The following is an 18620-nucleotide window of genomic DNA, read 5'->3' on the forward strand; positions in this document are numbered from 1 at the left end:
CTGTAAGGGAAATATCTCCTCAGCGAGTCACATAGCGATCACGAAATATGAGGGATGAGGCGATGAATATGCATACAGAGCAACTAGACCAGAGTATTTACAACTTCATCAAGCAGGTAATGCCAATGACACTGATAAACGGAAATAACGCTCTGGCCCCACAAGGTCAGGAGCAAGATACCTTGACCTATGCCAAGCAGATCTTAGATCAGTATTTTCCCCTGGATCAGGGTTCGCATCAGGATGTCTGCAGCTATGTGATTTACTACAAGCAACTGCTAGCCTTCTTCGCCGATGGCAGCCAGAGTGGTCTGGCACAGCCAAAACAGTTTGTGGCGCTGTCGGGTCACAAGTGTGAGCCTAGCTCTCTAGTGCTGAAAAATAATGGTTTTCATATTGAGATTGCCATCGATCGTAGAGGTGAGCAGGGACGTCATGATCTGGCAGGCATCAATGATGTACAGGTCGAGGCGGCATTGATGACGATAGTTAATAGCGAGCAGAGCCCTTGTCAGCGCAGCTGGACCAGCCTGGTGACTGGCCAAGCCGATAAGCATTGCAAGGAGTTCACTTCAAAAGATGGCAACGAATACTGCCTGTGATCTTTCCATCGACTCGCTATAAAAAATGCCAGCATTTCGCTGGCATTTTTTATGGCTATTTGTATTCAGCCTGACGTTTACGCCAGGGCCAGTCCTAAGCTGAACAGAGCACTAAAGATCACCGTGAGCTTGGCGGTGCGTCCTAATAGGGGGTTTAATGCCGCCCCCGAGGTTTGGCTAAATTCGCTGTTTAATTTACGCGCCAATACCAGAGAGAGTCCACCGAGTAAGACAGGCAGACCAGGTAGTAAGCCCAGCAAGAAGCCACCAATGATGAGTGCAAAAGGTAGGTATACCAGTGCCTGATATAGGACTCTGGCTTGCCCTTCGCCAATTTTAACCGCCAGGGTGTGCTTGCCCGCTTTGGTATCTGTGGGAATGTCGCGGGTATTGTTGACCAGCATTACGGCGGCGTTAAACAGGCCGATGGCACTGCCTAAAATCCAGGCGGCAATGCTGGTGTCATTGGCCTGCAGATAGTAGCTGCCTACGACGGCAACCAAGCCGAAGAAGACAAAGGCGGCGACCTCACCAAGGCCATGTGAGGCCAGCGGATAGGGGCCGCCACTATACCCCAGGGCGCCGAGTATTGAGGCCGCGGCTAAGATGGCGATAGGCCAGCCACCGTGGTAAATCAATAGTGAGCCAACTAATAGCGCCAGCACTAAGCAAGCCACCATGGCATTGCGTACCTTGTTTGGGGCAAGCAGGCCACTTTGGGTGACTCGTACCGGGCCTAGTCGCTCTTCGGTATCGATACCACTCTTAAAGTCGAAGTAGTCATTGGCGAGGTTGACGGCGATCTGCAGCAGCAGGGCGCACAGCATTGAGGTGGCAGCAATCAGCCAGCTAAATTGCGTTAGTGAAAGTGCAAGCGCGTTGCCGACCAAAAGGGGGCCAATGGCTGCAGGTAAAGTACGGGGGCGTGTCGCCAAAATCCAGGGATTCATTATGTGAGTTCGTAGTTGTTAGGGTGGGGATGGGAGCGAAGCTCGACAAACTTTGACCAAGCATAGCAAAAAAGGCGAACTCGATGAAGCGATTGAATTAGCATTATGTGAACAGCTTCGTTTTATTTGTGTGGTTTGCCACTTCTGCTTGCTATCAGTTTTAACAAAGTTTAACGGCACTGTTAAAACTTTGTGTATTTTTGAAGCGGCGCACATCTCCAAGTGATTTTAAGCATAAATTTGCAGCTAGCCTCAAAGACATATCCCTTTTTATATGCTGTGATAGCTGTCTGACAGTAGGAAACTGTGAGCTTTGGTTTAAGCTTATCTAATTAATTTATATAGAATTATGCGTAAACCTCGTCGGCAGTCTCCTCGAAGGGTAAGACAAGGAATAGGGTAATGCGTTTTGATGAACAGGTTGCCATTGTCACAGGGGCTGGATCCGGCCTAGGCCGGGCCTATGGGATTGCTTTAGCCGAGCGCGGCGCACGCGTGGTCCTTATCGATTCAGGTATCGCGGATAGCGGCTGCCAGACATATAGTGGTGCTGGTCTCAACAAGACAGCCAAAACCCTAGCCGGGCTGGGTGCCGATTGTTTGACATTTCAACTCGATGTTCGTAATCCTCAGGCCTTAAAAGAGGCGGTAGATACTGTCATGACCCGTTGGGGACGTATTGATATTTTGATCAATAACGCCGGGGTCCACTCAACCGTGCCTTTCGATACTTTGAGCTTTGAACAGTGGCAGCAGCAATTGGATGTGGATCTCAATGGCAGCTTTCACCTGACTAAATTGGTCTGGCCGTTAATGAAACAGCAAAATTATGGCCGTATCGTTATGACGGGCAGCGCCAGTGGTCTCTATGGGGATATGCACGAGACTCATTTCAGTGCCAGTAAGATGGCGCTAGTGGGTCTGGTCAATAGCCTGGCTAAGGAGGGACGAGAATATAACATTTACGTCAACACCTTAGTGCCTCAGGCGCTCACCCCTATGACGGAACATCACCTTAGCCCTCTGGTGAAACCCTTATTTAGTACCTCGTCGGTTAATGCCGCACTCCTGTATCTTTGTTCTGCCAAGGCCTGCACTGGCCAACATCTGCTGGTTGCCGCCGGCAGTGTCAGTCACGGAATGTTTGTCGAATGTCAGCCGCTGCGCATTATAGAAGATGGCTGTAAGCCTGAGGAGATCGCCCATCGTTGGGACGAACTCTACCGCGCCCAGCCATATTTATATCATGAGAGTGGTGAGGAGCAGGTGACGGCTTGGGCTAAGCGCAGTGCCGCCGAGCATAACGTTGATATAGAGTAGTGCTATATTCGACTTGCTGATCCTGTCCACTATTCTTGCATTAACTTCTTGAGTTGCAGAGCGGTTTTAGGCTTTGTTGCCCATAGGCTTTGGCTGGGATGTGATGCTCGGTTTAGCGAGATGACAAGCTTGATAACTGGGGCAAAACTTTGCTGCAAGGGGCTAAGAGAAGCTCAGGTTAAGCTAGTAAGGTTAGCGTCGTTTAAGGTAAGCTTAACGGTCAAGTTAGATAAAATATCGGTGAGATCGTATGAGTCACGTGTTAGATGATTTGTTATCCCTATTATCGCTAGAGCAGATAGAGGCTGGCCTCTATCGGGGGCAAAGCCAAGATCTGGGTTTTGGTCATGTGTTTGGTGGTCAGGTAATGGGGCAGGCTTTGAGCGCTGCAGCGCAAACGGTTGACGCCGAACGTCATGTTCACTCCTTCCATTCCTATTTTTTGCGCGCCGGTGATGAAAAGCTACCTATTGTCTATGATGTCGAGAATATGCGCGACGGTGGCAGCTTTAGTGCACGCCGGGTAAAGGCGATTCAGAAGGGCAGACCCATCTTTTACATGACCTGCTCTTTTCAGAAGCCAGAAACCGGATTCAATCATCAAAACCAAATGCCTGATGTACCAGGCCCTGAGGGTTTACTGAATCAGCAAGAGTTGGCGATGACCCTGACAGATAAGGTGCCAACTAAGGTGCTTGAGAGGTATATGGCTGACTCGCCTTTGGAGATGCGTTTGGTGAATCCATCGACTCCTGTGGCACCCAAGCAGAGTGATCCCAAGCGCTATGTGTGGATCCGTGCTAATGGCAAGGTGCCAAATGATCTCTCTGTTCATGAGTATCTGCTGGCCTATGCTTCTGACTTTAACTTCTTGGTTACCGCGGCTCAGCCACATGGCGTGTCGTTTTTAACACCGGGTATGCGTATGGCGACCATAGATCATGCTATGTGGTTCCATCGTCCCGTCGATTTGAGTCAATGGTTGCTTTATAGCATTGAGAGTCCTAATGCCAGTGGCAGTAGGGGGTTTGTTCGCGGCGAGTTTTATACTGAGTCTGGTGAGTTAGTCGCATCGGCTACCCAGGAAGGTTTGATTCGACTAACACAGGGATAAAGGATTTAGGTAGGTTGAAAGAAATGAAGATTAAAATGAAAGTCATTTTAGCCACTTTGCTGCTGATGTTGGCGGGGTGTGTGACCGTAGAGCCAGAGCCACCCATTATTGTCAACGGAGCCGCAGGCTATTTGGAAAGGGTTAACCTGCCTCAGGGATGCAGCGTGACCATAGCTGTGATCGATCTCGATACCCCTGGTGTCATCGTCGCCCAGAAAACCTTTGATATTGCCAGGGCTCCCGTGCCGTTTAAATTTACCTTTGCCCGAGAGACCATTGAAAGCCACGTCAATTATGGTGTGGTGGCAATGATTCAGTATCAGGGGAAGGTGATCTTCCAAACTTACGATAAGTTTCCGGTGATCAATAACGGTAAATACACCACTGAGGTGGTGATGAAACTGGTTAAATAGCGCCAGATAATAACAGGGAGCCCTAGGGCTCCTTTTTTATGCCCCTATGATTTATCTATTCATTCTTAGCGGATTGCTCTATTGCTCAGACATGTTTTACAAAGGATGAATCTTGAGAAAATTTCACGCAGTAGCGCACTATGATCTGTTGATTTGTTATATTTTATCCAATAGGGTGGGAAGATAATAATTATCAAGGAAGAGCAGATGCAATTTGTCGGCAGTCATCATCTTATTGGGAGTTTGCCTGAAGCGGCGCTAACTCAAGAAAACCCTCTCGATAGACATAACAAGCTCAAGGCGTTGAGGAGTTCACAACCAGGAATGGTCGCTGAATTTCAGCTGCCCACCCCAACTTCATTTATTGGCGGTTCTCACCGTCAAGACTTAACAGATAAAGCAGGCCCACATCAAGATTTGGCATCTAAGGAAGATACGGCTATAGATTTTGCTGACCTGACAGAAGCGCAGAGCCAAGTGTTGCTGGCCAATCTTGGGCTGTTGACTCTCGCCTTATGCTTTCTGCTGTTTGGCAGCAGTGTCTAGTCACTAGCCCGTTAGAGGAAATAGTGTAAACGCTAGCTTTGGCATGCTGAGCGACTGGTTAAATCGCAGCAGCTGTCTTCTATTTGCCTAACCAATTTCTTATCCACCTCATCAGATGCAGAGCTTAGGATGTACTGGGCTTTTTGACGTCCCCAGGATTGCCGTGAGCCTGCACCTTTGTTTTGCCTAAAAACTCAATTACACAAAGCGATTTCAATGACCGCTATCTCTCTTTTCATCTCTTTCCCTCTCTTTCCCTCTCTTTCCCTCTCTTTCCCCTATCTTTCCCCTATCTTTTCATGGTGCCAAAACCTGTGTTAACGGATTGTAAATTGTCATTTCGCTTTGCTTTGCCAATTCGGCGCTTAATAAGTGGGCAACGCGGATGCTTGTCACATAAACAAAAGGTGTATTGTCGATATTTGTTTGTTTTGTGTGATCTGTATCGTGTCGAGGTATTTAAAAAGAGGTACAAGTTAGGCTTGTTGATTTAGATCAATAACTCCTCGTTATTTGTCTGGCAGGATACGCGCAAATGTAAGGAATTTGATAATAAAAACAACAGTAACTGTTGTATTAATGGAGTAGTATGATGAAAAAAACTATCGTTTCAGGTCTGATCGCTGCCACCCTACTGTCTACTGGATTTACAGCCTCTGCACACCAAGCTGGTGATGTTATTATTCGTGCTGGTGCCGCTGTTGTTGCCCCTAACGAATCTAGCCAAGATGTTGCTGGTTTTGGTGAGTTCAATGTTAGTAACAATACCCAATTAGGTCTTAACTTTGGTTACATGCTGAGTGATAACTGGGGTATTGAGCTATTAGCGGCAACGCCATTTAGCCATGATGTCTCTTTAGATGGCGTAGGCAAGATTGCAGAGACTAAGCACCTGCCACCAACTTTAGTGGCTCAGTATTACTTCGGTTCTGCCGAGTCTAGCGTGCGTCCTTATATCGGTGTGGGTGTGAACTTCACTAACTTCTTCGATAACGAATTCACTAATGATCTGGATGGCGCATTGACTGACCTTAGCCTAAGTAACTCTTGGGGATGGGCTGCGCAGGTAGGTTTTGACTATCAATTCAATAAGAATTGGCTGTTTAACGCTTCTGTTTGGTATGCACAAATCAGCACTGATGTTAAATTCAATTTAGGCGATGTTCCTGTGAAAATTGAAACCGACATCGACCCATGGGTTTACATGGTGAGCTTTGGTTACACTTTCTAAATCTAAGTTTTCGATAATAAAAAAGGAGCCAAAGGGCTCCTTTTTTATTATCTATTTCTAACGTATCAGGTTACTGCGCCTTTTTAGCTGCTTTTGCCGCTTTACGTTCTTCTTTGGTGCGCCAGTGACGGGTGTTGTAGATAAATTCTGGTAGCAGCTTAGTTAGCCAAGCGACGAGTCGCCAGCGCTTGGTGATATAGGCTCTGCGCTTTGCCTTCTGCATCGCCTTGATGGCCTGACGGGCGACCTCTTGGGGCGGTGATAGCCAGAGGCGACTCTTCTGCATGGCGGCTTTGTCCAGCAAGCCTAACTGCAGATCTGTGATAGTGATTGGCAGCTTTAAGCGTTGGGCATGCATACTTAGCCCCTCTAGGTAACTGCTGGCGTAGGCCTTAGAGGCGTGGTAGGCCACGTTAGGGCCGCCACGTAGACCGGCGATAGAGTTGATGGCCGCTAGTTGGCCATAGCCCTGTTCGACAAATAATCGAAATGCCGTATTGCATATGGCGCTGTAGCCCTGCACATTGACGGTAATAATATCTTGGTCAAGTTGCCATGGCAGCGAGGCATCATAGCCGTTGAGGCCAGTATTGACTATCACAAGGTGGGCGCCACCGAGTTGCTGCCATACAGACTCTAGGGTGTTGATAATTGCCTTGGGCTCGGTAATGGCCAATGGATGCAGGCTGACTTTTGTGGGCAGCCCATTGGCAAACTCTTGAAGTGATTCGGTATCTTGTGCCAGAAGTGCCAGTTCGACACCTTGCTCGGCGAGTTGTTTGGCGATTTCGCGACTGACAAGTGAGCTGGCGCCCACAATTATGGCTGTAGCTTGAGACATGAGACTATTCGACATCAAATGGTTAGCCTATGATATGAAGATATCTGATTGAGAACAAGATTTATAATATAGACATATGGACATCCAGAAGTCTTGATGTATGATTAGGAGCAAGAGTATGAACAGATGGTTAAGCCCGGTAGTGGCAATGGCGATGAGCGCTGGTTTACTGGCAGCTTGTGCGACACCCAATGCCAGTGTGGAGATCCAAGGGGAAGTGTGGTTTAAGGAGCGTATGGCGTTACCGCCTGAGGCTGTGCTATCGGTGCAAATTCAGGATGTGTCTAAGATGGATGCCCCTGCTGTGGTGTTGGCGGCCTTTGACAGAGACGATGTTACAACGCCTGCACCTTTTAATTTTGTCATTCCTAGGGATCAGTTTGAGGCAGGCCATAGTTACACCGTCGGTGCCAAGATCACTTTAGATGGCAAGCTGATGTTTATTAATACTCAATCGTACCCCATAGATTTAGGCGATAGCTCGCCTATCTCAGTGTTAGTGCAACGCGTCGGCAGGTAAGATTAAACACCGCGCCGATAGCGATTACTGGCCCTATGTGGTTGTTTGTTAACGAGATCGAAAGAGGCGCGGTATGCCGGTAAAAATTCCCGATAATCTGCCAGCGGCGGAAATACTCGAATCAGAAAATATCTTTGTCATGTCCGAAACCCGGGCGGCAAATCAGGATATCAGACCGATGAAGGTGCTGATCTTGAACCTGATGCCAAACAAGATAGAGACTGAGACTCAGCTGTTGCGATTACTCGGCAACACGCCGCTACAGGTGGATGTGGATCTGCTGCGTATTCACGATAAAGCCTCTAAGCACACCTCTATCGATCATATGGACAACTTCTATCGTGATTTTGAGGCGGTTCGTCACAAAAATTACGATGGCCTGATCATTACCGGTGCGCCTTTAGGGCAAATTGAATTTGAAGAGGTGACTTACTGGGACCATATTCGTGAGATCATCGACTGGTCGCAAGAGCATGTCACCTCTGTGCTCTTTCTGTGTTGGGCAGCTCATGCGGCCCTGTATCATCTCTACGGCTTGCAGCGCAAACTGCTGTCGGCTAAGCGTTCAGGGGTGTTTAACCATCAAAGAACCTGTAAACATTTCCCTTTGCTGCGCGGTTTCGATGATGAGTTTTTTGCGCCTCACTCTCGCTTTGCCGAAATGGATGTGCAGGATCTCAAGGCTCACAAGGATCTGCAGGTGTTGGCCGAGTCCGATGAGGCGGGCGCTTACTTGGTGCTGAGCCGCAACAACCGTAACCTGTTCGTGATGGGGCACCCCGAATATCAAAAATCGACCTTAAGCGATGAGTATCAAAGGGATCTTGCCGAGGGGCTTAGCCCTAAGGTGCCGAAAAACTATTTTCGCAATGACGATCCCAGCCTGCCGCCAGTGGCTCGCTGGCACGGTCATGGCAGTCTCTTGGTCAGCAATTGGCTTAACTATTATGTCTACCAGCTGACGCCTTATGATCTTGATGATATGAACGCTATCACTCCTTGGGAACATGAGTATAAAGATGAGCAGGAGTAACTCTTACGGCGGGTCGATCCTTATCGATACCCCCAGGCTGTGCATGCGCCAGTTTGTGCTGGAGGATGCCGAGGATGTGTATCGTTTTGCCGCGAATCCCGATGTGGTGCGCTATACAGGTGATGCAGATGCGGTCAAGAGCCTGGAAGATGCAAAGCGGATCATAGAAAACTATTGGCTGGCGGGGTACCGAGAACATGGTTTTGCCCGTTATGCATTGATCAACAAGGCTGATAAACAGCTGATCGGTTTCTGTGGCATAAAGTATGAATCCTTACTTAACCGAGGGCAGGGTGGCATAGATATCGGCTATCGTATGCTGCCCGAATACTGGGGAAAAGGGCTTGCCACCGAAGCCGTCACTGCCTGTTTGCGCTATGCTCGCGAGACCCTAGGTATCGACTGCGTCTATGCTGAGGTGATGCTTGATAACCCAGCTTCTAGCCGGGTACTGGAAAAGGCTGGCATGGTGCAGATAGATAGCTATCAAGACGATGGCGTGAGTCTCCTTCTTTTCCGCACGCCCTAGGTGGCTGGCAGTTAGTTTTGTTCTCCTGATAGCTGCGTGGCGGTTGAAGAACAAGGTGTAAGGCGCTATTTTAACTAGACGCAGCGCCCGCTCGCTTACCTTCGAGAATGGATCCTCATGTCAGAGAAAAACCAAGCTGTACTCCTGTTATTGGCCCATCCTTCGCAGCACAGATCCGAAGTCAATCTTCCCCTGTATAACCTTGCCAAGACGATTCCTGGCGTCACCGCAGTGGATCTCTACGGTGAGTATCCCGAATTTGATATCGATATCGAGCGGGAGCAACAACGATTGCTGAGTCATGACGTGGTGATCTTTCAGTTTCCCCTCTACTGGTATTCGACGCCCGCTATCTTGAAGGAGTGGCAGGACTTAGTGTTGGAATATGGCTTTGCCTATGGCACCGATGGTAATGCGCTCAAAGAAAAGACCTTTTTCTGTGCGATCACAGCAGGGGGCAAGGAAGAGGCCTACCAGACTGAGGGTTATAACCATTTTACCCTGAGACAACTATTGGCGCCCCTTGAGCAGACCGCCAGCCTGACAGGGATGCGCTATCTGCCACCCTTTGCGCTGTTTGGGGCGCGCACCGCCATCGAAGATGGCCTGATGGCTCAGCACCTGAGTGACTGGCGTTCCCTGTTGAGAGCCTTGGTGGCTGGAAAAGTCAATCGCCGAGTGGCCGCTAAGCTGGCCAAGCTAAACGGCCATCTTGATCAGATCATAACGGGGTAAGCGCCATGACGAGCTATTTTCTACAGGCTTTTATTTATCTGGTTGCCGCCGTAATAGCTGTGCCCCTGGCAAAGCGGTTTGGTCTGGGCTCAGTGCTGGGGTATTTGATCGCCGGGGTGGTGATAGGGCCTGTGATCGGCCTGGTGGGCGATGAAACCTGGGTTATTCAACACTTTGCCGAATTTGGCGTGGTGATGATGTTGTTTGTCGTCGGGCTGGAGCTTGAGCCCAAAATGCTCTGGGCTATGCGTCATCGCCTGATGGGGCTTGGTGGCTTGCAGGTGTTCTTAAGCGCCGCAGCCGTGATGGCTATCGCGCTCTATTCTGATGTGCAGTGGAGCATAGCTCTCACCATAGGCCTTATTTTCGCGCTTTCTTCGACGGCCATCGTGCTGCAGACCTTTAATGAAAAGGGGCTAAGCCGCACCGATGGCGGACGCAATGCCTTCTCGGTATTGCTGTTTCAAGATATCGCAGTGATCCCTATGCTGGCCTTTATTCCTTTGTTGGCGCTCCCCGAATTGGTGGATAAGGCGCAGCAGGCGGCTACTCAGGTTGCCGAGCATCATGATGAGATGAGCCTGGTGGCTGGGCTGCCGCCCTGGGCCTATGCCATAGTTATCGTCGCCGCAATCGCCAGTTTGGTGGTAGGCGGGCACTACTTGAGTCGGCCGCTGTTTCGTTTTGTCGCTGCCTCTGGACTGCGGGAGATCTTTACCGCGACTGCGCTCATGCTGGTCATAGGCATTGCGGCGCTGATGAGTTTGGTCGGGCTATCGCCTGCCTTGGGTACCTTTTTAGCTGGTGTGGTGCTCGCTAACAGTGAATTTCGCCATGAGTTGGAGTCCAATATTGAGCCCTTTAAAGGTTTGCTGCTAGGGCTTTTCTTTATCACTGTGGGCGCCGGGATAGACTTTGGCATCCTCTGGCAAGATTTTGGCCTGATCATTGGCCTGACGCTGGGGATCATCTTGCTCAAAGTGCTGGTACTTTTACTGCTCAGCTTAGTGTTTAAGATCCGTCAGAGCGATCGCTGGTTGTTTGCCCTGAGCCTTGCTCAGGCTGGGGAATTTGGCTTTGTGCTGCTTAGCTTCACGGTGCAAAACCATGTGTTACCTGTTGAGTTGGCGCAGCAGCTTTCATTGGTGGTGGCCCTGAGTATGATGCTGACCCCTGGTCTGTTTATCTTATTCGAGCGGGTGATTGAGCCTAAATATCGCACCAGCAGCGCCGAGCGGGAAGCCGATCAAATTGATGAGCGCGGCAGTGTGATCATCGCTGGCGTCGGTCGATTCGGCCAGGTAGTTAATCGTCTACTCAGCGCCAATGGCATCAAGACAGTGGTGCTGGATCATCAGATAAGTCAGGTCGACATGCTGCGCAGCATTAACGTAAAAAGCTATTTTGGGGATGCCACCCGACCGGATCTGCTGCATACGGCTGGGATAGATGAGGCGGCGCTCTTGGTGGTCGCCATGGACAATCGCGAAGGGGCGGTGGAGCTGGTGAAATATGTTAAACACAGCTACCCGAAAGTGAAGATATTAGCGCGGGCATTTGACCGAGGCCATGCCTATCTACTGCGTGATGCGGGCGCCGATTTTATTCAGAAGGAGACCCTGCTGTCGGCGCTAGAGTTAGGGGCCGATGCCATGAAATGTTTGGGGTTTCATCCTTTTCATGTGGAGCAGCAGAAAAATACCTTCAAGCGTATCGAGAAGCGCAGTTCAGATATGCTCTATCGTGCCTGGAAAGATGACAGCAGCGGTGAGCGTTTCGACAACAACTACCGTAAGCTGTTCATTGAGTTAGAGGAGACGATTAAGGCCGCCATGACAAGGGATCGTACCGATAAGCATGCCATGAGCGATCGAGGCTGGACCCCGCCGCCCAAGGGCTATGATGAGTTGCTTGACGGCGATGAGCCGCTGCCATTAACGCCCCCAGAGGATCAGATCAAGCCTTAAGGGCGGAGAGACTGGGTTGTAGCGCCTCGGGCAGCGCCAGCTGCATTGGCTCATGACTCACAGGGCAGGTGAAATTTAGGAAGCAGGCGGTCAACTGCAGGTTGGGATCGCCTGCTGTGGCATCACCATGCTGCCTGTCGCCCACGACTGGGTAGCCAATGCTTGCCATATGGATACGGATCTGGTGTTTACGCCCTGTCTCTATGTTTACCTGTACCAGCGACATATCAAGCTCGGGATCATATTCAATAAGTGAGGCATGGGAGCGCGCGGCCTTGCCATCGACCTCAGTGTCTATGGTGCGGGTCGCCTCGGGAAATTCACCTTTAACAATCACCCTGTACTGCTTATCTAGCTCACGCTGTTCAAATTGAGCCGCCAGCGCCGCCGTGGTTTTCTTACTGTGACCTATGATCACCAGCCCCGTGGCAGCTCTGTCCAGTCGGTGGATGATGAAGGCCGGACGCTGAGGCGTGAGGTGGGTTTCTACAAAGCGATTGATGGTGGTGTGATCGCTCCATTTTGATCCCTGGCACAACATGGCGTAGGGTTTGTACCAGATGCTGTAATCGCCCTTATCTAAGATTAACTTTGCGTCGTCGACGCTTTGGTTAAGCACGCCACTATTGTAATAGAGGTGCAACTCATCGCCGATTTGTAGTGGTTTCTTTGCTCGGCGCAGTCGCTGGGTGTATTTCCCTCGGGTGAGCCACACAGCACCTTTGGTCATCGCCTGCTTTATCGCCTGTTTCGAGAGTTGGCTTGCCATAGCCAGTTGGCCACAGGCGTCAGTCTGGGTCTCTTTGATGGTGAGGTGGCATTCACATTTGGTTGGTATAGTCTCTTGGGGCATGGGGCTTAATGACCTAATATTCAGGCCCGATAGTTTACACCATTTTAGTGAGAGTTTGAGGGGCTTTTTACGAAGGCGGGCATGGCTTTTGCGCTGCTATACTCATGCTAGGCGGTAATACATGGCGTGGACAGTGATCACCAGGGAGGAGTGGATGAGGCGATTGATAGTAAGCGTGCTGGCAGGCTTGCTGATAAACTATGGTGGCACTGCGCAGGCAGAGGAAGCCCCAGTCCTGGTTCGTTATAACTTATCGACACACTTTGTCGATCCTAAGCAGAGCTACTATATCGATCTGCTGCGCCTGGCAATGGAGAAGAGCCGAGATCAGTTTGGCGACTATCAGATGCAAGCGGTGCCGCTAGAGATGCCCCAAGGGCGAACTATCAAACTGGTAGAGCAGGGCAAGTTGGATGTGGTGTGGACCATGACCAGTATGAGCCGCGAGCAGCAGTTGCGGGCGGTCTATTTTCCGCTGCTAAAAGGGCTGATGGGTCATCGAATCGCCATCATTCGTAAGGAGGATGAAGCGCGTTTTGCAAATATTACTCGCCTAGAGCAGTTGCAGGCGATTCCCGTCGGTCAGGGGATCGACTGGCCCGACAGTGATATTTTGCAGCGCCAGGGTTTTACCTTAGTACGTGGGGCGGCTCCCCATCTGCTGGCTATGCTGGAGAAACGTCGCTTCGACTATTTTCTGCGCGCCCTGCATGAGCCTTGGGGTGAGATAGCCGACAAAGATACGCTGATGGTGGATTCTCACTTTGTTATTGTCTATCCGGCGCCGCTCTACTTCTTCGTCAGCCCGGATAATCTGGCGTTGGCAGAGCGGATCGAGTATGGCCTACGAGCGGCGCTAGTGGACGGCAGTTTCGATGAACTCTTCTATCATCATGCCGTTACTGAAGGTATGTTGAGCCGGGCTAAGTTAGCCGAGCGGCGTTTGTTTCGGTTGGACAACCCTTTGTTGTCCCAGGAAAGCGAGAACTTGTTAACTGAGCCTGAACTCTGGCTCGATTAACGATGCTGATTTTACTGGAAATTGTCATTAATTTGGCGTCAAATACCAGTATAAAGACTTCAATATTGGAGCGGTTATGATCGCAAATGAGCAGATGGTGGCTGTACTTGAAGCCCTTCCTGATCCCGCCTTTATACTATCGAGCAGTGGTAAATACGTGGCCGTATTTGGCGGCAGTGACGCCCGCTATTACCACGATGGTCGTGGTTTGATAGGCGTCCGGCTGCAAGATGTGATTAAACCTGCCAAGGCTGCCTGGTTTTTGCAAATCATAGACAGGGCGCTCTCCAGCCGTCGTTTGCTTATTGAAGAGTATGAGCTGAGCAATAAGGATGTAAAAGGGCTGCCCGATGAGGGGCCTACAGAACCTATCTGGTTTGAGGGGCGGATTCAGGCGCTTGATTTTCTTGTCGATGGCGAGGAAGTGGTTTTATGGGTGGCCAGCAATATCTCTAAACGTCATGATCTGGAGCTTAAGCTTAGAGAGATGAGCGATACCGATCAGCTGACCGGTCTGTTTAATCGGCGCAGGCTCGAACGCGATATTTCTATTCACTTCGATAATTTTACCCGTCAACAGATGCCCACCACCGTCTTAATGTTGGATATCGATAACCTGAAACAGATAAACGATGCTAAAGGCCACCACAAGGGGGACGAAAATATCCTGGCGGTTGCCGAGATCTGTCGCCGTGAGTTTCGCAAAACAGATTATGCTTACCGTTTTGGTGGTGACGAGTTTATTGTGATGCTGCCGGGCTTGATGCCGAATCAGGCGATGACTATGGTCGAGGGCTTGCATCAGCATTTCAATCAGGCGCTGGCGGCATTGGCCGAAGATTGCCCGAGTGCCACCATCAGTATGGGGATGACAGGGATCAATGCTAAAGACGCCTCCTACCAAGACACCCTAAAGCGTGCCGATATGGCTCTGTATCAGGCGAAAACCCAAGGTAAAAATCAGCTAATTTTCACACCTTAAAAGACGACCCTTGGGTGCGTTGATTATCCTAAGCGCGCCGCTCAAAGAGGTTGTTTTGATTGGGGCATCCGCACCTTTCTTCTATAGTTTATATAATGAATCTTTAATGCAAATTCACTTGTTAAGCCTTGCTGACAGACATACTGTTAAGAGGAAGCAAGCGCAGCGGAGGCATTATGCACACACAGTTACAGGCAAAGATAAAACATTGGTTGAGTCTCGATAGCGATGCAAGCAGTCGCGCCGAGATCCAGACCTTGGTGGATAGCGGGGCACACGAGGAGCTGGCCGCCAGGTTCGCTGGGCGACTTACCTTCGGTACCGCGGGCATTCGCGGCGTGGTGGGAGCCGGTCCCATGCGGATGAACCGTTTAGTGGTGCAACAGACGTCTAAAGGCGTTGCCGAATACCTTAAGGCGCAGGTGGACAATGCCGTCAGTCGCGGGGTGATCGTCGGCTATGATGGTCGCCATGATTCCAAACAGTTTGCCGAAGATACTGCAAGCGTGCTCACCGCCGCCGGTTTTAAGGTGTTTCTTACCAGTGCGGTGGCGCCGACTCCGCTGGTGGCCTTTGGCGTGCTGCACTTGGGCGCTGCGGCCGGCATAGTGGTGACTGCTAGTCATAACCCGCCGCAATATAATGGCTATAAGGTGTATTGGGGCAATGGCGCGCAGATCATTCCGCCCCATGATACTGGCATCGCGGCGCGTATCGAGCTGGCGGCCAATACGCCTGTAGATATGTTGCCGCTGGCAGATGGCCTAGAGAGCGGCAAGCTGGTGATGCTGGAAGCCGATTTCTATCAGGCTTATCGTCAAGGTGTGTTAAACGCCGAGGTGCTGCAAAACCATACCCATCCTGAGATGGTGAGTCTGGCCTATACCGCCATGCATGGGGTCGGCGCCGAGATGGCCGAGAGCCTGCTTAAGGATATCGGGGTCACACAGGTCTATTCTGTGGCGGCCCAGCGTGAGCCAGATGGAGATTTCCCCACGGTCAACTTCCCCAATCCTGAGGAGGCTGGCGCCATGGATTTGGTGATGGCCGAGGCCCATCAACATGGCGCCATGTTGGCCTGCGCCAATGACCCGGACGCCGATCGCTTTGCGGTGGCGGTACGTAAACCAAGCGCCACGCCAGAGATGCCATCGGCAGAGGCTTATCAGATGCTCACTGGGGACCAGGTGGGGGTATTACTGGGTCACTATCTGCTCTCCCATGCCAGTAACGATCAGCGTCTGCTCTGCTGCACTATCGTCTCCTCCAGTCTCTTATCATCCATCTGCCAGTCGATGAAGGCCGATTGTCAGACCACGCTGACAGGTTTTAAATGGCTCACCAATGTGGGCATGAGCAAACAAACCCAGCACAACCTATTTTTGTTCGCCTACGAAGAGGCGCTGGGGTACACGGTTGGTAGCATGGTGTGGGATAAAGATGGTCTTTCCGCGCTGGTGGCTTTTGTGCAGTTAACCGCCGAGCTTGTCGCCAAAGGCGAAACACTCTGGGACAGACTGGAGAGCATCTATCGCCAATATGGTTACTACCTCAACCGCCAGGTGAGTATTGCGCTGAGCGGCGAGCCCGGCGCGCCTAGCATAGGCGAGCAGTTAAGAGCGCTGAACCCTGTTGAGGTCGCGGGACGTAAACTTGTGTCGGTGGATGATATTAGCCTAGGCGTGCGCCGCTTTGCCGACGGACGAGAAGAAACGATTGACCTGCCTCGCAGTGACGTACTCATCTATCGTTTAGAAGGAGGAGCTAGAGTGATCGTTCGCCCCTCGGGCACAGAGCCTAAGGTGAAGTGCTATTACGAGCTGGTCGAATCTTTTGGCGAGCAGGAGGGGCTAGATGCCGTGCAGCGCCGCGCAGAAGCCGCCATGGACGCATTTGTCCTTCGTCATCAAGCAGAGCTGCCTAATGCATAGGGAGCAGAAATTCGCGTCTGAAATGACGTGTCATTTATTTATGAAATGTTTGTTCTCTACTGACAATAGGCTGTCAGCAGGGGGGCTGTAAGCTCTTCATAGTGCCGAATGAGGCAGACGCTCAGGGTTGAGCGTCGCATTTGGCCCTTTAAGGAGAGCATGATGCAAGAACAGAAAGTGTTACAGCAGGCCCTTTTGGTCTGGGGCGAGATCGCCGTCGCGGATATGGCGAGAGCCAAAGTCTTCTATCAGAGCCAGTTCGGGGTGAGTTTTCGTGAGCAGCAGATGTTTGGTATGGAGATGGCTATCTTAGAGACAGAGGCGCCCCAAGCGGCCAGCATCGCTCTGGTAAAGCATGATATGATGCGCCCAAGTTCAGAGGGCAGCATTCTCTATCTGCATCTTAGCGATCACCTAGCGCCTATGGTTGAAAGGCTGGAGCGCAATGGTGTCGAAATCGCCCTGCCTATCAAGGCCATCAACGAAGGGGAGTGTGGCTATAGCTGCATCATAATTGACAGCGAAGGCAACCGTGTCGGCCTCTGGGCGCCTAGTCTGAAAGGCTAAATTGCCCACTTAGAATTAGGGCTCAATCCTAAGATGCTTTAACCATAGGGTTGAGAGCCGACAGGGTAAACGCAAGCGCTACGGCGCTTGCAAGCTATGCAATCCAAACTATGCAAAGGATATAACAGAAGGAATTGAAATGAAGACGATAAACCTCGCGCCTCAGTCCGTGGTCGGCATGAGCGTTCGCACCAACAATGGCAATGAGTCAGAGGTGGCAACGCAAAGCATTGCGCCTCTTTGGCAGGCTTTCATGGGGCAGTATGGCGAGCAAATCCTCGGCAAGTTGCCTGTGTATGGGGTCTATTACGACTATGCCAGTGACATTGATGGCGACTATAGCCTGATGGTGGCGGTAGAGGCCGGTACCCTTGAGGCCTGCGAGGGCGGGGCGTTAACCCCCCAGACCATAGAGGGCGGTAACTACCTCTGTTTTTGCGCCACGGGAGAGATGCCCCAGGCGGTGATCTCACTCTGGCAGCAGATCTGGGCCTATTTTCAGCGCCCAGAATGCCCCTATCGTCGTCAGTATCTGACCGATTTCGAGTGTTACTCTCACACCGACAGCGTCGATATCTATATCGGCGTTCACGTCGAGGTCTAGATAGGTTGGTCTTATCCGGTCGAGATATCGTCGGTTGCGTAAGTCTTGGTATCGTTATCACTGGCCGCGCCTAGCGGTGATTATTAGGTAAGTTATGCGCCGCGCCGATCGCTTATTTCAAATCGTCCAAATTCTCAGACACAGACGCCTCACCACTGCCAAGCAGCTGGCGGAGCGTCTTGAGGTCTCTAGCCGCACCATCTACCGGGATATCCAGGATCTCTGCCTGTCGGGGATCCCCATCGAAGGTGAAGCAGGCGTTGGTTATCTGCTGCGCCATGAGGTCAATGTGCCGCCCTTGATGTTTAACGAACAGGAACTGGAGGCCATTCAGGTGGGGATGCGTATGGTGCAGGCACAGGGTGGCCATGAGCTGGCCAGCGCCGCCAAGCAGGCGATGATCAAAGTCGAAGCCGTGTTGCCTGAGCGCCTCAAGGCTTATCAGTCTTTGATGTTTGCCCCTGATTTTTATAGCGATGGTCAGCTATTCACCTTTCTCGACCTGCTGCGTCAAACCGCTAGAGAACGGCAATACATTCAGCTGAGTTATCAAGATATCAAGCAAAGTAACAGTGAGCGTAGGGTGCGCCCGCTGGCGCTCTATTACTGGCAAGGGCTCTGGACCTTATTGGCCTGGTGCGAATTGCGTGGCGATTTTCGTAACTTTAGAGTCGACCGCATCTCAGGCGTACTGCCTCTTGCCAGCTATTTTGCCGATACGCCGGGCCAAGAGATGGCAGATTATATCGCCCTGATGCAGGCGCAATATGGCGACTGCTAGGCGCATTATCAGCGGTTAGGTTATTCTGGCTGCAATGACTACATAAAGCCGTGTGTCTTGACCCCAGTTTGTTTCAATTG

General features: G+C 51.0%; 20 protein-coding genes. 17 read left to right on the top strand and 3 right to left on the bottom strand.

The genetic code is table 11. The features are described 5' to 3' along the window. Nucleotides 1–62: 62 nt before the first annotated feature. Nucleotides 63–602, top strand: a complete 540-nt coding sequence (locus L2712_RS10720; RefSeq protein ID WP_033537623.1) for an aldolase/citrate lyase/malate synthase family protein — start codon at nucleotides 63–65, stop codon at nucleotides 600–602. Between the two features lie 77 nt (nucleotides 603–679). On the opposite strand, the gene L2712_RS10725 is transcribed toward L2712_RS10720, so the two are convergent. Continuing rightward, nucleotides 680–1552 (bottom strand): 1,4-dihydroxy-2-naphthoate polyprenyltransferase, encoded by an 873-nt coding sequence (locus L2712_RS10725; RefSeq protein ID WP_033537624.1) that lies wholly within the window; start codon nucleotides 1550–1552, stop codon nucleotides 680–682. A gap of 402 nt (nucleotides 1553–1954) precedes the next feature. Here L2712_RS10725 and L2712_RS10730 point away from each other — a divergent pair, with 402 nt between their 5' ends. The 5 genes from L2712_RS10730 (at nucleotide 1955) to ompW (ending at nucleotide 6176) form a co-directional block, all read left to right on the top strand. Beyond that, nucleotides 1955–2872, top strand: coding sequence for an SDR family NAD(P)-dependent oxidoreductase (locus L2712_RS10730; protein WP_033537625.1), 918 nt, complete (start codon nucleotides 1955–1957; stop codon nucleotides 2870–2872). 250 nt (nucleotides 2873–3122) lie between these two features. Beyond that, nucleotides 3123–3986, top strand: coding sequence for an acyl-CoA thioesterase II (gene tesB, locus L2712_RS10735; protein ID WP_033537626.1), 864 nt, complete (start codon nucleotides 3123–3125; stop codon nucleotides 3984–3986). Between the two features lie 23 nt (nucleotides 3987–4009). Then, the gene (locus tag L2712_RS10740; RefSeq protein WP_033537627.1) at nucleotides 4010–4399 is read left to right on the top strand and encodes a YbaY family lipoprotein; all 390 of its coding nucleotides are present in this window, start codon (nucleotides 4010–4012) and stop codon (nucleotides 4397–4399) included. 207 nt (nucleotides 4400–4606) lie between these two features. Beyond that, complete coding sequence (locus L2712_RS10745) at nucleotides 4607–4945, top strand: hypothetical protein (protein ID WP_248977785.1); 339 nt, start codon at nucleotides 4607–4609, stop codon at nucleotides 4943–4945. Between the two features lie 589 nt (nucleotides 4946–5534). After that, complete coding sequence (gene ompW, locus L2712_RS10750; RefSeq protein ID WP_033537629.1) at nucleotides 5535–6176, top strand: outer membrane protein OmpW; 642 nt, start codon at nucleotides 5535–5537, stop codon at nucleotides 6174–6176. A gap of 70 nt (nucleotides 6177–6246) precedes the next feature. On the opposite strand, the gene L2712_RS10755 is transcribed toward ompW, so the two are convergent. Next, entirely contained in the window at nucleotides 6247–7017 is a 771-nt protein-coding gene (locus L2712_RS10755; RefSeq protein ID WP_248977848.1) for an SDR family NAD(P)-dependent oxidoreductase, read from the bottom strand. A 118-nt stretch (nucleotides 7018–7135) separates the two neighbouring features. Between L2712_RS10755 and L2712_RS10760 the strand changes: the two genes are divergently transcribed. The 5 genes from L2712_RS10760 to L2712_RS10780 all read left to right on the top strand — a co-directional run bounded on the left by L2712_RS10760 (nucleotide 7136) and on the right by L2712_RS10780 (nucleotide 11801). Continuing rightward, on the top strand, nucleotides 7136–7537 hold the full coding sequence (locus L2712_RS10760; protein WP_248977786.1) for a YbaY family lipoprotein: 402 nt from the start codon (nucleotides 7136–7138) through the stop codon (nucleotides 7535–7537). A 73-nt stretch (nucleotides 7538–7610) separates the two neighbouring features. Further along, the gene (gene metA / locus L2712_RS10765; RefSeq protein ID WP_248977787.1) at nucleotides 7611–8570 is read left to right on the top strand and encodes a homoserine O-acetyltransferase MetA; all 960 of its coding nucleotides are present in this window, start codon (nucleotides 7611–7613) and stop codon (nucleotides 8568–8570) included. Then, nucleotides 8557–9099 carry a GNAT family N-acetyltransferase gene (locus L2712_RS10770; RefSeq protein WP_033537633.1) on the top strand — a complete coding sequence of 181 codons (543 nt, stop codon included), beginning with the start codon at nucleotides 8557–8559 and terminating at the stop codon, nucleotides 9097–9099. The genes metA and L2712_RS10770 overlap by 14 nt, the downstream gene beginning before the upstream one ends. 117 nt (nucleotides 9100–9216) lie before the next feature. After that, nucleotides 9217–9834: an NAD(P)H-dependent oxidoreductase gene (locus tag L2712_RS10775; RefSeq protein ID WP_248977788.1), complete on the top strand. Its 618-nt coding sequence runs from the start codon at nucleotides 9217–9219 to the stop codon at nucleotides 9832–9834. Between the two features lie 5 nt (nucleotides 9835–9839). Further along, complete coding sequence (locus L2712_RS10780; RefSeq protein ID WP_033537635.1) at nucleotides 9840–11801, top strand: monovalent cation:proton antiporter-2 (CPA2) family protein; 1962 nt, start codon at nucleotides 9840–9842, stop codon at nucleotides 11799–11801. Here the strand turns inward: L2712_RS10780 and L2712_RS10785 are convergent. Further along, nucleotides 11791–12654, bottom strand: coding sequence for an RluA family pseudouridine synthase (locus tag L2712_RS10785; RefSeq protein ID WP_248977789.1), 864 nt, complete (start codon nucleotides 12652–12654; stop codon nucleotides 11791–11793). The genes L2712_RS10780 and L2712_RS10785 overlap by 11 nt on opposite strands. Nucleotides 12655–12808: 154 nt before the next feature. On the opposite strand from L2712_RS10785, the gene L2712_RS10790 reads away from it, so the two are divergent. The 6 genes from L2712_RS10790 (at nucleotide 12809) to L2712_RS10815 (ending at nucleotide 18540) form a co-directional block, all read left to right on the top strand. Continuing rightward, nucleotides 12809–13675, top strand: a complete 867-nt coding sequence (locus L2712_RS10790) for a hypothetical protein (protein ID WP_248977790.1) — start codon at nucleotides 12809–12811, stop codon at nucleotides 13673–13675. 76 nt (nucleotides 13676–13751) lie between these two features. After that, complete coding sequence (locus tag L2712_RS10795; protein ID WP_033537638.1) at nucleotides 13752–14657, top strand: GGDEF domain-containing protein; 906 nt, start codon at nucleotides 13752–13754, stop codon at nucleotides 14655–14657. A 176-nt stretch (nucleotides 14658–14833) separates the two neighbouring features. Next, on the top strand, nucleotides 14834–16588 hold the full coding sequence (locus L2712_RS10800) for a phospho-sugar mutase (protein ID WP_248977791.1): 1755 nt from the start codon (nucleotides 14834–14836) through the stop codon (nucleotides 16586–16588). Nucleotides 16589–16765: 177 nt separating this feature from the next. Next, nucleotides 16766–17155 carry a VOC family protein gene (locus L2712_RS10805; RefSeq protein WP_248977849.1) on the top strand — a complete coding sequence of 130 codons (390 nt, stop codon included), beginning with the start codon at nucleotides 16766–16768 and terminating at the stop codon, nucleotides 17153–17155. A gap of 139 nt (nucleotides 17156–17294) precedes the next feature. After that, nucleotides 17295–17759: a GyrI-like domain-containing protein gene (locus tag L2712_RS10810; protein WP_248977792.1), complete on the top strand. Its 465-nt coding sequence runs from the start codon at nucleotides 17295–17297 to the stop codon at nucleotides 17757–17759. 94 nt (nucleotides 17760–17853) lie between these two features. Further along, nucleotides 17854–18540 (top strand): helix-turn-helix transcriptional regulator, encoded by a 687-nt coding sequence (locus tag L2712_RS10815; RefSeq protein ID WP_248977793.1) that lies wholly within the window; start codon nucleotides 17854–17856, stop codon nucleotides 18538–18540. The last annotated feature ends 80 nt before the right edge of the window (nucleotides 18541–18620 follow it).

The sequence above is a fragment of the Shewanella marisflavi genome, assembly GCF_023283925.1.
GTDB classification, from domain to species: Bacteria; Pseudomonadota; Gammaproteobacteria; order Enterobacterales; family Shewanellaceae; genus Shewanella; species Shewanella marisflavi.

Bases quoted from the DNA above. Each gene is read 5' to 3' on its own strand.
- L2712_RS10745 (WP_248977785.1), top strand. From the start codon at position 4,607: ATGCAATTTGTCGGCAGTCATCATCTTATTGGGAGTTTGCCTGAAGCG.
- L2712_RS10760 (WP_248977786.1), top strand. From the start codon at position 7,136: ATGAACAGATGGTTAAGCCCGGTAGTGGCAATGGCGATGAGCGCTGGT.
- L2712_RS10780 (WP_033537635.1), top strand. From the start codon at position 9,840: ATGACGAGCTATTTTCTACAGGCTTTTATTTATCTGGTTGCCGCCGTA.
- L2712_RS10770 (WP_033537633.1), top strand. From the start codon at position 8,557: ATGAGCAGGAGTAACTCTTACGGCGGGTCGATCCTTATCGATACCCCC.
- L2712_RS10810 (WP_248977792.1), top strand. From the start codon at position 17,295: ATGAAGACGATAAACCTCGCGCCTCAGTCCGTGGTCGGCATGAGCGTT.
- ompW (WP_033537629.1), top strand. From the start codon at position 5,535: ATGATGAAAAAAACTATCGTTTCAGGTCTGATCGCTGCCACCCTACTG.
- L2712_RS10755 (WP_248977848.1), bottom strand. From the start codon at position 7,017: ATGTCTCAAGCTACAGCCATAATTGTGGGCGCCAGCTCACTTGTCAGT.
- L2712_RS10725 (WP_033537624.1), bottom strand. From the start codon at position 1,552: ATGAATCCCTGGATTTTGGCGACACGCCCCCGTACTTTACCTGCAGCC.
- L2712_RS10720 (WP_033537623.1), top strand. From the start codon at position 63: ATGAATATGCATACAGAGCAACTAGACCAGAGTATTTACAACTTCATC.
- metA (WP_248977787.1), top strand. From the start codon at position 7,611: ATGCCGGTAAAAATTCCCGATAATCTGCCAGCGGCGGAAATACTCGAA.
- L2712_RS10815 (WP_248977793.1), top strand. From the start codon at position 17,854: ATGCGCCGCGCCGATCGCTTATTTCAAATCGTCCAAATTCTCAGACAC.
- L2712_RS10730 (WP_033537625.1), top strand. From the start codon at position 1,955: ATGCGTTTTGATGAACAGGTTGCCATTGTCACAGGGGCTGGATCCGGC.
- L2712_RS10795 (WP_033537638.1), top strand. From the start codon at position 13,752: ATGATCGCAAATGAGCAGATGGTGGCTGTACTTGAAGCCCTTCCTGAT.
- tesB (WP_033537626.1), top strand. From the start codon at position 3,123: ATGAGTCACGTGTTAGATGATTTGTTATCCCTATTATCGCTAGAGCAG.
- L2712_RS10775 (WP_248977788.1), top strand. From the start codon at position 9,217: ATGTCAGAGAAAAACCAAGCTGTACTCCTGTTATTGGCCCATCCTTCG.
- L2712_RS10785 (WP_248977789.1), bottom strand. From the start codon at position 12,654: ATGCCCCAAGAGACTATACCAACCAAATGTGAATGCCACCTCACCATC.
- L2712_RS10800 (WP_248977791.1), top strand. From the start codon at position 14,834: ATGCACACACAGTTACAGGCAAAGATAAAACATTGGTTGAGTCTCGAT.
- L2712_RS10740 (WP_033537627.1), top strand. From the start codon at position 4,010: ATGAAGATTAAAATGAAAGTCATTTTAGCCACTTTGCTGCTGATGTTG.
- L2712_RS10790 (WP_248977790.1), top strand. From the start codon at position 12,809: ATGAGGCGATTGATAGTAAGCGTGCTGGCAGGCTTGCTGATAAACTAT.